We start from the raw sequence: 12,613 nt of genomic DNA on the forward strand, positions 1-12,613 counted from the left end.
GGTATCCTATATTTCAAGATGTTGATGAAAGCCGATGGATTAAAGTTAGGATTGGAACAGGCATATTCTGCGCCAAAAACGACATTTATACCAGAACCAATGCCTGAAAGTGATAATGAGCTACTTCCACTACGTCGTCGACGTAGGCGTGATGGACGAGGATGGATGCCACCGGAACATAATGATACGGAAACGAGTTTTAGCGCACAGCGAACATATTCTCGCCGTCAAGCGTTAAGAATCGGAGCCGCAACTATTGCTGGAGTCGTTGGTACAGTCTATCGCATGGATATTAACGCAACAAAGATGGAACTAAGTAAAACTCGTGCGTATCTTTTGCCAGTGTACGATGCTGCTAATGTAGACGATAGACATAAGGCCATTGTAATAACTGCAGGATTTGGGAATCTTAATTCAGAACCTACGGCTATAGCTGCGAGTGAATACGCTCAATATGAAAATGTCTATGCAACTTTACTTGATGACAAAGGAATCGAGATTGGTGCACTTGCAAATGTTACTGCTGATTTTGCAGATGGACGATTTGTTAGCGAACTAGAGTTCGGTGGCTATAGTATGGGAGGACTTATTGATCTTGCAATTGCCAGTAAGATACATGCATCAAATCCAAATATGAAAGTGTCTGCAGTTCACTTATACAATACGCCAAGTGATGGCGATACACTATGGCCATGGACACGAGACCAAGGTGACACAATGGTCGATATGCTTAGTGTATTCAAGGATGCAGAGTACAGTCGCATCAATAGGTTTCTTGTTGAGACTTTTGGAGCACGCTGGCATGAAATAAATGAGTTTGGTTCGGATGGATCAGGTGGTAGCAACCCACTATTTATAGATCCTCAAAAGCTGTATAACGTCGCAAAATATGTGTTAAAAGAAAAAATCTTTAATGACGATGCTGCCTCGACGGCACTCCTTCAGTCGCAATTTAAATTTATACTTGCATCTGGTGCTCGGGATGACATCTTGGCACTTGGTGAAAAAAATAAGTTTGAAAAAAAGCCACCTGAAATAATATATTACCGACCAGTTGACCCTTCGGCTGATGGCGTCGTTAATACAGTCGATGCATCAAAGGCCTTTGCTGAATACTGTAAAGAGGCTAATCTCACATTTATAGATGTTCAAGTTGAAGGAATAGGTCACGCAGATCCAATTCAACATACATTAGAGCACAGTGCTGCAATTCGTGCCGTGCATCTCGCACGTTTAAGTATGAAGGAGCGGTCGTACACGATGATTAGTGACAAACTAACATTACCGTATGCAATTAAGGCTGAAGATAAGACATATAATGTGATTATCACAGCTTATCCAAGAAGTAGCATAGCTCCAGCCTAAAGAGGCTAGGTGACTAGAAAATTGGCTGGTAATCTGCTACAATAGACAATGAAACGCTATTTTTGTGTCAAAAAATAGCAAACAATAATTAAACGCAAAGGAAGAGATCGCCCCATGGCTGTAAAAAATGTCCCTCTAAAGGACTTTCGTAATATCGGTATTATCGCGCATATTGATGCCGGTAAGACAACGACAACTGAAGGTATTTTGTACCGTACTGGTCTAACTCACAAAATTGGTGTGGTTCGTGGCGATGGCGATGGCGCGACAACTGACTGGATGGCTCAGGAAAAAGAACGTGGAATAACTATTACAAGTGCTGCCGTTACATGTTTTTGGAAAGACCACAAAATTAATATCATCGATACACCTGGTCACATCGACTTTACAGCCGAAGTTGAGCGTTCTCTACGTGTTCTTGACGGTGCCGTAACAATTTTTGACGGTAAGATGGGTGTTGAAGCTCAATCTGAGACTGTTTGGCGACAAGCGAACAAATACGGCGTTCCTCGTATTTGTTTCATCAATAAAATCAACCAAACCGGTGGTGATTTCTATAAATCTCTTGACACAATTCACACACGTCTTAGCAAGCACGCGCTTCCAGTCCATCTTCCTATTGGGTTCGAAAAAGACATCAATGGTGTTGTTGACCTAGTAGATATGAAGGCATACACATATGAAGACTATACTGACCATGAACTTGTTCAAGGTGAGATACCTGCAGATATGCTTGAAAAAGCTAAAAATGCTCGTAGTCTTCTTGTTGAAGCAGCTGTTGAAGCTGAAGATGAGCTATTCGAACGCTTCCTCGATAAGGGTGAAGAGTCGATCACAATCGATGAATTAAAAGCAGCACTTCGAAAACGAGTTCTTGCTGGTGATTTCTACCTGGTAAGCGGCGGTGACGGGCGAGGTGTTATTGTTGAAAAACTACTTGATATCATGGTAGATTATCTTCCATCCCCACTTGATGTCGATGCTATTTGGGGTGTTAACCCTAAGAGTGGCGATAAAATCGAGCGAAAACCTGCTGAGTCTGAACCACTGGCTGGTCTCGCATTCAAAATTGCTACTGACCCATTCGTTGGTAAATTAATCTTTGTACGTGTTTATAGTGGCACACTTACCGCAGGAAGCTATGTTCTTAATACAGCTACAGGCAACAAAGAGCGCGTTGGCCGTATTGTTCGTATGCACGCAGATAAGCGTGAAGAGATTAGTTCAGTTGGTACAGGTGACATCGCTGCAGTTATTGGCCTTAAAGATACATTCACAGGTCACACCCTTTCTGATGTTGCACACCCAATTACACTTGAAAACATTACGTTCCCAGACCCACCTGTTTCAATTGCAGTTGAGCCAAAAACGAAAGCTGACCAGGAAAAAATGGGAATCGCTTTGCAGCGTCTTGCTGAAGAAGATCCAACTTTCCGCGTTCACACCGATGATGAAACAGGACAAACGATTATGTCAGGAATGGGCGAGCTTCACCTAGACATTCTTATTGATCGAATGAAGCGTGAATTTAACGTTGAAGCAAACATCGGTGAGCCACAAGTTGCATTCCGTGAATCTATCAAGGGAACTTCAAAAGTTCAGGGTAAGCACGCGAAACAATCAGGTGGTCGTGGACAATACGGAGACGTTTGGGTTGAATTTGAACCAAACGAACCAGGTAAAGGTTTCGAATTTGTTGATGCTATTAAAGGTGGTGTTGTGCCTCAAGAATATCGCAAACCTGTTGAGCAAGGTATTCGTGAAACATTACTCGGTGGAGTTATTGCTGGTTATCCAGTCGTAGATGTTAAAGCAACACTATATGATGGTAGCTATCACGATGTCGACTCAAGCGAGCTTGCGTTTAAGCTTGCAGGTGCTATCTCAGCACGTGAAGGCGTGAAGCAAGCAAAGCCGATTCTTCTCGAGCCAGTTATGAAAGTTGAAGCAACTACTCCAGAGGAATTCATGGGTGATGTAATCGGTGACCTTAACGCTCGTCGTGGCCGTATTGATGCGATGGAAGATCTTCTTGGTGGCGCTAAACTAATTCGTGCATACGTACCGCTTGCAAGCATGTTTGGCTACACTTCAGACCTTCGCTCAATGAGTCAGGGCCGTGCAGCAAGTACAATGGAACTTGCGACATATGAAGAAGTTCCACCAAATGTAGCTCAAGAAATCATCGAAAAACGTTCAAGTAAATAAATTTCGACGATGACTTAAAGGCACGGTCAGAGATGGCTGTGCCTTTTGATTTACATCTTTTACATTGCATAAGACCACGTATTTGCTATATGTACTATTTGGGTGTAGAATCCCAGAAAAGTAGAATTGATCAATGAGACATTCAAAAACACCTGAAAATCGTGCAATACAAGCCGTCTCAACCTTAAAAGCTATCGATGTAGCGATAGATAATGATGATTTAAGCATCGCTGAAATCCGCCATCATGTTGTTACGTTATCTCAAAGCCTTGGCTACGACCGATATTTCAGTGGCGAGTTTTTCGAACATAGCATTGCTATAAAACCAACTAGTATAAGCAAAATTAAAAACAGGCTATCAGTTATTGGGCTTGGCATGCCGATTCATCATCCTACAGAAGAAGCATTTAAGACAATTAATGAGAATAATAGTTACATATCCACATCTTTAGAGCTATTAGCTCGGATAGCTGATGGACATGAAGATTGTATCCACAGTCCATTCACCATTCTTGCCCCACATGTCAAACAACCTTTGACAGGGCATAGGCACTGCATGAAACTTGAAGCAGTGCGTTTTGCTATAGGGTCTGATCTCAGACCTGACGTGCAGAGTATATACGTACAGGTCTATGGTAAAGATTATGTTGCATTCCGTCGGAGTACAATTGATGGTCTTGAACAATCAGATATGATTAGTAAAGTAACTCACGGACTTGCTCATAAAGCACTTGATATACTCAGTGATCCATACACTGTGCCACCAGCTCATCATTATAAAGAAGACGAGTAATCCATCTCTTTACATCTTGTCCCTATCTCGCTATAATGAGTGTATACGTCGTGGAGTCTATCTTGACAACGCGCGAAAATAATTAATAGGAGAATACCCCACATGGCAGATTTTGATCGAACCAAGCCTCACGTTAACGTTGGTACTATGGGCCACGTCGACCACGGTAAAACAACACTAACTGCAGCAATCACAGCTGTACTTGCGAAGCGACTTCCAAGCGATGTTAACAAAAAAGTTGACTACGCTCAGATCGATAACGCGCCAGAAGAGCGTGCACGTGGTATTACTATTGCTTCTTCTCACCAGGAGTATGAATCAACTAAGCGTCACTACGCTCACGTTGACATGCCAGGACACGCCGATTATGTTAAAAACATGATCACAGGTGCTGCACAGATTGATGGTGCTATCCTTGTCGTTGCAGCAAATGATGGTCCACTTCCACAAACTCGTGAGCACGTTCTACTTGCAAAACAGGTTGGTGTTCCAAAGATTCTTGTTTTCCTAAACAAAATGGACCTTGCTGATCCTGAGTTAGTTGAGCTAGTTGAGATGGATATTCGTGAACTTCTTGCAAAGAATGGTTTCGACGAAGATGCTCCTATCATCAAAGGTTCTGCAACAAAAGCTCTTGAAGGCGACAGTGCTTCTGAAGATGCAATTATGGAACTTGTTGAGGCTCTTGATAGCTACGTTCCTGAGCCAACACGTGATCTTGATAAGCCATTCCTTATGCCTATCGAAGACGTATTCTCAATTAAAGGCCGTGGTACGGTTGCCACTGGTCGTATCGAGCAGGGTATTGTTAAACTAAACGACCCAGTCGAAATCGTCGGTATCAAAGCAACTCAAACATCAGTTGTTACTGGTATCGAGGCATTCAAAAAGAACCTAAACCAAGGTCAAGCTGGCGACAACGCTGGGCTACTTCTCCGTGGTATTGAGCGCGAACAAGTTGAACGCGGTCAAGTTCTTGCAAAACCAGGTTCTGTTACTCCACACACAGAATTTGACGCTGAAGTATACATCTTGAAGAAAGAAGAAGGTGGCCGTCACACACCATTTAGCAAGGGCTACAAACCACAGTTCTACTTCCGTACTACTGACGTAACTGGTGAAGTTGAACTTCCTGCTGACAAAGAAATGGTTATGCCTGGCGATACCTTGACTTTCAAGGTTACACTTCTCCAGCCTATCGCAATGGAACAAGGTCTAAACTTCGCTATTCGTGAAGGTGGCCGAACTGTTGGTGCTGGTGTTGTTACTAAGATCAACAAATAATCACACAACAGTGTAATAAATACCCCCGGCTAGTTCGGGGGTATTTATTATCTTAAACCTATGAAAGCAAACACCCCGCCTGATACCGGAGGCACCAAGTGGGGTGCTGCTCAACGATAGGCGGGGTTTATGTTGTCGAATGGTCCGACTAGTAGAGCGCGACTGTCACTTTGCAGCGAAATCCTTTCGCTGTACGAATCCGCACAGCCTTCGCAGACCTCACCAGTTTGTCACGAAGCTTCAATCGCTCCGTCGAGGCTCTGATCATCGTGAACTCGGCCAGCGTGACGTAGTTGGGCGACTGGATCGTGAAGCTCTTCAGGCCAGTCCTTTCAGAGATGTACAGGAGGGCTTCGATGCTTGATGCGATCTCAGCTCTTGCGGTTGTGCTTACTGCGGTGACAGTCATGCGCATCCTCTCATTTGACACTGGAGCCATTCCAGATATCATGACACCCATCAAACAGTGATGGATATATAAAAATATACTATCATAAATATATATAATCGTCAATTTGCATCTGAGATAAAACTCTGTATAATATGTTATGAATATTAATCATATCGAGAACTCGGGCGGTAATCACCCCGTCAGAGGTTACGGTATAGTACCGAATCAATAGATTCAGACAAGGACACACCATGGCAGATAAACCTGCAGCAGAAGGCCTACGAATTCGTATTCGCCTAAAAGCGTACGATCACAAGGTTATCGACCAATCAGCTAAGCAAATTATTGATACTGCAATCCGAACTGGTGCAAGTATTGCAGGTCCAGTACCACTTCCTACTCGTCGTAGTACATTCACAGTCGTAAAATCACCGCACGTTTACAAAACTGGTGGAGAAACATTCGAAATGCGTGTACATAAACGTCTTATCGATATCACGAATGCTACCCCTAAGACTATTGATAGTCTTCAAAACCTCAGCTTACCGGCTGGTGTTGATGCCGAAATTCGTATGTAGTCATCATGACAATATAAAATAATCCCTGTATCAATTCAGGGATTATTTTATTATGTATATTATTTACGAATGCATTGCAGGCGTTTTTTTGATAATTTCACTACTACTTGCAGCATTAGTGGCATCAATTTGATCATATATATCCTGAACCTTCATACTTAGCTGCATAACCCAAGCTGCTAGTGCAATCACCAGTCCAGATAGGATTAGCCAATAGAAAGTCTGATGCGTTGCTTGAAAAGTTAGAAAAGGAACTGTAGCAGGCGTTTTTTGAGGTGAGTGAACGCTTGTTTTTACAACCTTTGGCTTTGAAACTGTTTTTTTAGCAGCTACCTTAGGTTTTTTTGGAGTTGCTGTAACTTTTTTAGTAGTTGCCACGATTAGTTCCCCTCATGTTTATAGTTGCTTGTATTATCGCTTATATAGAAGGTGAATACAAGTCTTCATTTTACTTATGATTATTTTTCAGTATAATAAAAACAATGTCCACAAAAAAAATAAACAAACCAGTTACAGCCAAAAAACGACAACAGTCACAACCCACACGGGCAAAAGTGTATCCTCGTGTATTCGAGACGGATAGTACATATTTTCTAAAGCTAGTTGTATTTATATTACTTGGTACTCTATGGCTAAAATTTGCAGAACCTATTTCATGGCAAGGGATACGCTTTACAGGCGTACCACTTGGACTAGTACTAGGCATAATTGGTATTGCAAAGTTCGAAAAATACCAAGAAGATCGAAAAATTTGGTATGCAGTACTCGTCGTTGTATCAATTATATGTTACTTCGTGCCAGCCGGCGTCGTCATTTAAATAGCCTTTCTCCTACCACTTGACGTAAGGGGACGAAGTGTAGTAAACTACGTAGGTAACTTATTACGTAATAACAACTGTCTCTTGGTGAATTGGAAGGTCCTGATGAAGGAAACCACCCTCCACCAAGAGTTTTAAGTGGGAGCATGAAGGCAAATGAAAGCACTTCTCGGTACCAAAATTGGTATGACCCAAATCATCAGCGAGAGCGGCGCGGCTATTCCAGTCACGCTAATTCAAGCTAGCCCCAACACTGTGACTCAGGTAAAGTCTGTCGAATCCGACGGCTACAACGCAGTGCAGGTGGCATATGGTGAGGGTAAGAACCTGAGCAAGGCCGTTGCTGGACACACAAGTCCAGCCAAAGTGACACCGAAACACATTCGGGAGATTCGTGTTGCAGAACTACCAGAAGGCCTCTCGGTAGGAAGCACAATCGACGTAACAGCTTTTGCATTAGGAGATGTCGTTGATGCGACAGGAACTAGCAAAGGTAAAGGTTTTGCCGGTACGGTAAAACGACATAACTTTAATACCAGCAAAAACACCCACGGTGGTAACGGTAACGTCCGTAAACCAGGTTCAATTGGATCAATGTATCCACAAAAAGTTTTTAAGGGTAAACGCATGGCAGGACGCATGGGTCACGACCGAGTAACGGTCAAAAACCTTGTTGTTGCTTACATCGACCTTGAAAACAATTTGATTGGTCTTCGTGGTGCTGTTCCAGGTCCTAAAAAGGGTCTGATCATCATTGGAGGAAAGGCATAATGGCTGAGACAACTACAGCAGCTAAGACTGCTCTACCAAAAGAAGTCTTCAACGTCGAGGTGACAAACCATGAACTATTGAAGCTGGCATATGACTCATATCTTGCCAAAGCTCGTCTTTCGAGCGCAACTACCAAACAGCGTGGCGAAGTCCGCGGTGGTGGTAAGAAGCCATGGAAGCAAAAAGGTACTGGACGTGCGCGTTTCGGTAGCTCTCGTAACCCAATTTGGCGCGGTGGTGGTGTTGTTTTTGGACCTAACGGTACTGAAAACTATACAAAACGTATTAGCACTGGTAGCAAACGTGTGGCTATTCGCCAAGCGTTGACACTCGCGAACCAAGCGAAACTTATCCTTGTAAAAGATGTTAAGACGACTGGTAAGACGACTGATGTCATCAAGTTCCTTGCCGATAACAAGCTTGACCGTAAGGTCCTCCTCGTTGTCGACGAGAAAACACCAGAGCTCATTCGTGCGACTAACAATATCCAACAGCTTCTGTTGGTACGTAGTACATATCTAAGTGTGTATCACATCCTAAACGCTGATCATATTGTTATTGCACCTTCAGCCCTTTCTACCATCAAAACATGGTTAGTAAAGGAGGAGGCGTAATATGACAACTAATATTAGCGTTATCCCACGCGCAACTGAGAAAGCCTACGCTCAGTCGCAAAACAATGTTTACGTATTTAGTGTGCCTCTCACAGCAAACAAGCAAGAAATTGCCGCTGCTATCGAAGCACAATTCGAAGTAAAAGTTGAACGCATCAAAACACTCGTTCAAAACGGTAAAGCTATTCGCTTTAGCCGTGGCAAACGATCACAGCCAGGTAAGACAACTCGCAAAGACTCTAAGAAAGCCTACGTGACACTTGCCAAGGGTGACAGTATTCAGGTATTTGATGTACAACCTGAAGAGGAGAAGAAGTAATGCCAATTAAAGCTTACAACCCAACCACTCCTGCCCGCCGAGGCATGACAAGTGAAGATTATAGTGAGATTACAACTCGTAAACCACTAAAAAGCTTAGTCAAGAGTAAAAAGCAAAACGCTGGTCGTAACAATACTGGACGTATTACAGTTCGTCACCGTGGTGGTGGTGTCAAACGACACTACCGACTTGTTAATCACAAGCTAGCAGCTGGTACAGTTGCAACGGTTGAAGAGATTGAATACGATCCTAACCGTTCTGCGCGTATTGCTCGTATTAAAGATCAACATGGTCTATACCACTATGTACTGGCTGATACGCAAATGACTAAAGGTAAACAAATCGCTAGCGGCCCTGATGCACCAATCGAAGCAAGCAACCGTATGCCACTCGCAAACATTCCAATCGGTTCTCAGATTTATGCGATCGAGATCCAAATTGGTAAGGGTGCACAGATGGTTCGTTCTGCAGGTACAAAAGCACAGCTTATGGCAAAAGAGGGTGATTACGCACAAGTACGTATGCCGTCAGGTGAAGTTCGTCGATTCCGTCTGGAAGCGCACGCAACAATAGGTGTTGTTGGCAACATTCAGCACCAAAACGTTAAGATCGGTTCTGCTGGTCGTAACCGACGCAAAGGTATTCGTCCATCAGTTCGTGGTATTGCTATGAACGCTGTAGATCACCCGCATGGTGGTGGTGACGGTGGTGCACACGGTGTGGGCCGTACGCCAAGAACTCCATGGGGTCAATTGACACTCGGATACCGTACTCGCCGTCGTAAAGATGTCAGTAAGTTAATCGTAAAGAGCCGCCATGAAAGCAAGAGGAAGAAGTAGTATATGAGTCGATCACTTAAAAAGGGACCATTCATCGACTTCAAGCTTGCCAAAAAAGTGGCAGCGCTTGGAGCTGATGACCGAACAGTTATCAAAACCTGGGCACGTGCTAGCACGATTAGCCCAGACATGGTTGGACGTACGATCGCTGTTCACAACGGTCGCGTTCATGTACCAGTATTCGTGTCGGAAAATATGGTTGGTCACAAACTCGGTGAGTTTAGCCCAACACGTAAATTCCGTAAACACGGTGGAAAGGACAAGAAGTAATGGCTGATATTACTGTCCGAGCTTACGTCAAGGATCTCGCGCTTACTCCACGTAAAGTGAGTTTAGTAGCCGCCCTTGTGCGTGGACGTACCGTAGCAGACGCACTCGTTATCTTGGATCACGTTCCAAAACGATCTGCACTACCTGTTAAAAAAGCAATCGAAAGTGCCAAGAGCAATGCTGTTAATACACATGGTCTTGATGGAAAAACATTGGTTATTTCAACACTATCAGTAACAGCTGGAACTAGGCTTAAACGCTTTAACCCAGCTGCTCGTGGCCGTGCTCTTCCATTTGAGAAGAAAGCTTCAAACATTTTAGTTGAAGTAACAGGTGCTGAAAAAGCTAAAAAAGTTGCAGCTAAGCCTGTAGTTGGTGCGTCAACTACAACTAAACCTACAGCTAAAACCGTAGCAAAGAAGGAGAGCAAATAATATGGGCCAAAAAGTAAACCCAATTAGCTTCCGCTTGCAGGTTCACAAGAACTGGAGTTCACGTTGGTTCGCTGGTAAACGCGACTTTGCCAAATGGCTTGCAGAAGATATTCGAATCCGTGAGTTGATTGAAGCAAAATTCGCATCTCGACCAACTATTAATTTGATTGAGATTGAACGTTCAGCTAACCTTATCACTATTACAATTCATACCGCAAAAGCTGGTGTTGTGATTGGCCGTGGTGGTGCAGGTGTTACTGAGCTAAAAGCACAGATCGAGAAAATTGCGAGCCTACCAGTTCGTATTAATATCGAAGAAGTAAAGCGACCAGAGCTAGCTGCTAAGCTTGTTGCGGAGAACATTGCTCGTCAACTTGAACGTCGTATTAATTTCCGTCGTGCAACTAAGATGACTGCGCAAAATACTATGGCTGCAGGCGCTAAGGGTATCCGTATCCAAGTTTCCGGACGACTAAACAACGCTGAAATGGCGCGCAAGGAAAAAGTTATTGAGGGATCAGTACCACTTCATACCCTTCGCGCTGATATCGACTTTCACACTGCACGTGCTGCACTACCTGGTGCTGGTATCGTTGGTGTTAAGGTATGGATTTACAAAGGTGAAAGGACGGATCGATAATGTTACTTCCTAAGAAAACTAAATATCGTAAAGTTCGTAAGGGCAAAAACAAGGGTGTTGCAACCCGAGGTCATTACATCGCTTTTGGTGATTACGGCCTTCAGTCACAGGACAATGATGACATTACCTCACGTCAGATCGAAGCGTCTCGTCAAGCGATGACTCGTCACATCAAGCGTGGTGGTAAAATCTGGATCCGTATCTTCCCACACACTCCACGTACACGCAAACCTGCGGACGTGAAAATGGGTAGTGGTAAAGGTAATCCAGAGTTCTTTGTCGCTAAAGTAAAAGCCGGTACCGTCCTATTTGAAATGAAGGGTGTAGACGAAGCAACTGCACGTGAGGCTATGCGCCTTGCTGGACATAAGCTTCCTGTCCGCACTAAGTTCATCGCACGGGAGGTAGCGTAATATGGCAACTAAACAAGTTAAAAAAGTTGCAAAAGCAACTGAAGTTAAGACTGTCGAACAGATGCAAGAACTTTTAGCTACTAAACAAGCTGATCAAATTGCATTAAAACGTGGTCACGCAGCTGGCGAACTTGCCAACCCGCGGGTCCTCACCACGACACGTAAAGAAATCGCACGCCTTCACGCCGCTATCCGAGCAGCTGAGATCGCAAGTGCAAAGGAGAGTAAATAATATGGCCAAGACATTGACCGGTATCGTCACATCGGATGTGGCTGACAAAACCATCACCGTCACTGTAACTAGTCGTGAAACGCATCCTATTTATGGCAAACAATATACTGTTAGCCGAAAATACGCAGCCCACGATGAAAAGAACGAAGCGAAGAAGGGTGACAAAGTCACTATTTCTGAAACTCGTCCAGTTTCAAAACGAAAAGCTTTCAAGCTTGACGCTGTGATTTTGAAATCACGTGGCAGCATTGAACTAAAAGAGGACGAGGCATAGTATGATCCAACAAGAATCACGCCTCATCGTCTGCGATAACAGTGGTGCTAAAACGCTACTGTGTATTCGTGTACTCGGCGGTACTAGACGCCGCTACGCACGTGTTGGTGACATAATTGTCGCAACCGTAAAAACAGCTAACCCAACAGGTACTGTCAAACGTAAATCAGTCGTTAAAGCCGTTGTGGTCCGAACTCGTGATCAAATCCAACGTCCTGACGGCAGCACGATTGCATTTGATGACAATGCCGCCGTCATTATTGGCGACGACAAGCTACCAAAGGGTACTCGTGTATTTGGACCAGTTCCTAGGGAACTTCGCGACATGGGTTACGCAAAGATTATCAGCTTAGCTCCGGAGGTACTCTAA

At 43.9% G+C, this 12,613-nt stretch carries 19 protein-coding genes; 18 read left to right on the forward strand and 1 reads right to left on the reverse strand.

Translation table 11 applies throughout. The annotated features are described in order from the left end of the window. Nucleotides 1–18: 18 nt before the first annotated feature. From ABIS22_01730 to rpsJ, 6 genes are all read left to right on the forward strand, one after another. A complete protein-coding gene (locus ABIS22_01730) occupies nt 19–1,365 on the forward strand; it encodes a hypothetical protein (GenBank protein ID MEO7740616.1) in 1,347 nt (448 codons plus the stop codon). Between the two features lie 114 nt (nt 1,366–1,479). Further along, the gene (fusA, locus tag ABIS22_01735; protein ID MEO7740617.1) at nt 1,480–3,573 is read left to right on the forward strand and encodes an elongation factor G; all 2,094 of its coding nucleotides are present in this window, start codon (nt 1,480–1,482) and stop codon (nt 3,571–3,573) included. A 133-nt stretch (nt 3,574–3,706) separates the two neighbouring features. Beyond that, nucleotides 3,707–4,366, forward strand: coding sequence for a hypothetical protein (locus tag ABIS22_01740; protein MEO7740618.1), 660 nt, complete (start codon nt 3,707–3,709; stop codon nt 4,364–4,366). 102 nt (nt 4,367–4,468) lie between these two features. After that, nucleotides 4,469–5,650: an elongation factor Tu gene (tuf, locus tag ABIS22_01745; GenBank protein MEO7740619.1), complete on the forward strand. Its 1,182-nt coding sequence runs from the start codon at nt 4,469–4,471 to the stop codon at nt 5,648–5,650. 139 nt (nt 5,651–5,789) lie between these two features. Beyond that, a complete protein-coding gene (locus ABIS22_01750) occupies nt 5,790–6,014 on the forward strand; it encodes a hypothetical protein (GenBank protein MEO7740620.1) in 225 nt (74 codons plus the stop codon). Between the two features lie 278 nt (nt 6,015–6,292). Next, a complete protein-coding gene (rpsJ, locus tag ABIS22_01755) occupies nt 6,293–6,619 on the forward strand; it encodes a 30S ribosomal protein S10 (protein MEO7740621.1) in 327 nt (108 codons plus the stop codon). A 63-nt stretch (nt 6,620–6,682) separates the two neighbouring features. Here rpsJ and ABIS22_01760 read toward each other — a convergent pair whose 3' ends face one another. Continuing rightward, nucleotides 6,683–6,997 (reverse strand): hypothetical protein, encoded by a 315-nt coding sequence (locus ABIS22_01760; GenBank protein MEO7740622.1) that lies wholly within the window; start codon nt 6,995–6,997, stop codon nt 6,683–6,685. Between the two features lie 104 nt (nt 6,998–7,101). Between ABIS22_01760 and ABIS22_01765 the strand changes: the two genes are divergently transcribed. The 12 genes from ABIS22_01765 (at nt 7,102) to rplN (ending at nt 12,613) form a co-directional block, all read left to right on the forward strand. Continuing rightward, a complete protein-coding gene (locus ABIS22_01765; GenBank protein ID MEO7740623.1) occupies nt 7,102–7,437 on the forward strand; it encodes a hypothetical protein in 336 nt (111 codons plus the stop codon). A gap of 156 nt (nt 7,438–7,593) precedes the next feature. Then, on the forward strand, nt 7,594–8,208 hold the full coding sequence (rplC, locus tag ABIS22_01770) for a 50S ribosomal protein L3 (protein ID MEO7740624.1): 615 nt from the start codon (nt 7,594–7,596) through the stop codon (nt 8,206–8,208). Next, the gene (gene rplD, locus ABIS22_01775; GenBank protein MEO7740625.1) at nt 8,208–8,822 is read left to right on the forward strand and encodes a 50S ribosomal protein L4; all 615 of its coding nucleotides are present in this window, start codon (nt 8,208–8,210) and stop codon (nt 8,820–8,822) included. Before rplC ends, rplD begins: the two co-directional genes overlap by 1 nt. Before the next feature lies 1 nt (nt 8,823). Further along, a complete protein-coding gene (locus ABIS22_01780; protein ID MEO7740626.1) occupies nt 8,824–9,141 on the forward strand; it encodes a 50S ribosomal protein L23 in 318 nt (105 codons plus the stop codon). Further along, nucleotides 9,141–9,980 carry a 50S ribosomal protein L2 gene (gene rplB, locus ABIS22_01785; protein ID MEO7740627.1) on the forward strand — a complete coding sequence of 280 codons (840 nt, stop codon included), beginning with the start codon at nt 9,141–9,143 and terminating at the stop codon, nt 9,978–9,980. Before ABIS22_01780 ends, rplB begins: the two co-directional genes overlap by 1 nt. Before the next feature lie 3 nt (nt 9,981–9,983). After that, nucleotides 9,984–10,250, forward strand: coding sequence for a 30S ribosomal protein S19 (gene rpsS, locus ABIS22_01790; GenBank protein ID MEO7740628.1), 267 nt, complete (start codon nt 9,984–9,986; stop codon nt 10,248–10,250). After that, nucleotides 10,250–10,684 (forward strand): 50S ribosomal protein L22, encoded by a 435-nt coding sequence (rplV, locus tag ABIS22_01795; protein ID MEO7740629.1) that lies wholly within the window; start codon nt 10,250–10,252, stop codon nt 10,682–10,684. The genes rpsS and rplV overlap by 1 nt, the downstream gene beginning before the upstream one ends. Before the next feature lies 1 nt (nt 10,685). Then, nucleotides 10,686–11,324 carry a 30S ribosomal protein S3 gene (rpsC, locus tag ABIS22_01800; GenBank protein MEO7740630.1) on the forward strand — a complete coding sequence of 213 codons (639 nt, stop codon included), beginning with the start codon at nt 10,686–10,688 and terminating at the stop codon, nt 11,322–11,324. Beyond that, nucleotides 11,324–11,737, forward strand: coding sequence for a 50S ribosomal protein L16 (gene rplP, locus ABIS22_01805; protein ID MEO7740631.1), 414 nt, complete (start codon nt 11,324–11,326; stop codon nt 11,735–11,737). The genes rpsC and rplP overlap by 1 nt, the downstream gene beginning before the upstream one ends. A gap of 1 nt (nt 11,738) precedes the next feature. After that, nucleotides 11,739–11,969 (forward strand): 50S ribosomal protein L29, encoded by a 231-nt coding sequence (rpmC, locus tag ABIS22_01810; protein MEO7740632.1) that lies wholly within the window; start codon nt 11,739–11,741, stop codon nt 11,967–11,969. A 1-nt stretch (nt 11,970) separates the two neighbouring features. Continuing rightward, nucleotides 11,971–12,243: a 30S ribosomal protein S17 gene (rpsQ, locus tag ABIS22_01815; GenBank protein ID MEO7740633.1), complete on the forward strand. Its 273-nt coding sequence runs from the start codon at nt 11,971–11,973 to the stop codon at nt 12,241–12,243. A 1-nt stretch (nt 12,244) separates the two neighbouring features. Next, nucleotides 12,245–12,613, forward strand: a complete 369-nt coding sequence (rplN, locus tag ABIS22_01820; GenBank protein MEO7740634.1) for a 50S ribosomal protein L14 — start codon at nt 12,245–12,247, stop codon at nt 12,611–12,613.

It is taken from the genome of Candidatus Saccharimonadales bacterium (assembly GCA_039928925.1).
GTDB lineage: Bacteria > Patescibacteriota > Saccharimonadia > Saccharimonadales > Saccharimonadaceae > UBA6022.

Excerpts from the sequence above, each read along its gene's own strand:
- rplD (MEO7740625.1), top strand. The coding sequence starts at position 8,208 with ATGGCTGAGACAACTACAGCAGCTAAGACTGCTCTACCAAAAGAAGTC.
- rplB (MEO7740627.1), top strand. The coding sequence starts at position 9,141 with ATGCCAATTAAAGCTTACAACCCAACCACTCCTGCCCGCCGAGGCATG.
- rpsS (MEO7740628.1), top strand. The coding sequence starts at position 9,984 with ATGAGTCGATCACTTAAAAAGGGACCATTCATCGACTTCAAGCTTGCC.
- ABIS22_01765 (MEO7740623.1), top strand. The coding sequence starts at position 7,102 with ATGTCCACAAAAAAAATAAACAAACCAGTTACAGCCAAAAAACGACAA.
- ABIS22_01780 (MEO7740626.1), top strand. The coding sequence starts at position 8,824 with ATGACAACTAATATTAGCGTTATCCCACGCGCAACTGAGAAAGCCTAC.
- rplN (MEO7740634.1), top strand. The coding sequence starts at position 12,245 with ATGATCCAACAAGAATCACGCCTCATCGTCTGCGATAACAGTGGTGCT.
- rpsC (MEO7740630.1), top strand. The coding sequence starts at position 10,686 with ATGGGCCAAAAAGTAAACCCAATTAGCTTCCGCTTGCAGGTTCACAAG.
- ABIS22_01730 (MEO7740616.1), top strand. The coding sequence starts at position 19 with ATGTTGATGAAAGCCGATGGATTAAAGTTAGGATTGGAACAGGCATAT.
- ABIS22_01740 (MEO7740618.1), top strand. The coding sequence starts at position 3,707 with ATGAGACATTCAAAAACACCTGAAAATCGTGCAATACAAGCCGTCTCA.
- rplP (MEO7740631.1), top strand. The coding sequence starts at position 11,324 with ATGTTACTTCCTAAGAAAACTAAATATCGTAAAGTTCGTAAGGGCAAA.
- rplV (MEO7740629.1), top strand. The coding sequence starts at position 10,250 with ATGGCTGATATTACTGTCCGAGCTTACGTCAAGGATCTCGCGCTTACT.
- fusA (MEO7740617.1), top strand. The coding sequence starts at position 1,480 with ATGGCTGTAAAAAATGTCCCTCTAAAGGACTTTCGTAATATCGGTATT.
- rplC (MEO7740624.1), top strand. The coding sequence starts at position 7,594 with ATGAAAGCACTTCTCGGTACCAAAATTGGTATGACCCAAATCATCAGC.
- ABIS22_01750 (MEO7740620.1), top strand. The coding sequence starts at position 5,790 with ATGGTCCGACTAGTAGAGCGCGACTGTCACTTTGCAGCGAAATCCTTT.
- tuf (MEO7740619.1), top strand. The coding sequence starts at position 4,469 with ATGGCAGATTTTGATCGAACCAAGCCTCACGTTAACGTTGGTACTATG.
- rpsQ (MEO7740633.1), top strand. The coding sequence starts at position 11,971 with ATGGCCAAGACATTGACCGGTATCGTCACATCGGATGTGGCTGACAAA.
- rpsJ (MEO7740621.1), top strand. The coding sequence starts at position 6,293 with ATGGCAGATAAACCTGCAGCAGAAGGCCTACGAATTCGTATTCGCCTA.
- rpmC (MEO7740632.1), top strand. The coding sequence starts at position 11,739 with ATGGCAACTAAACAAGTTAAAAAAGTTGCAAAAGCAACTGAAGTTAAG.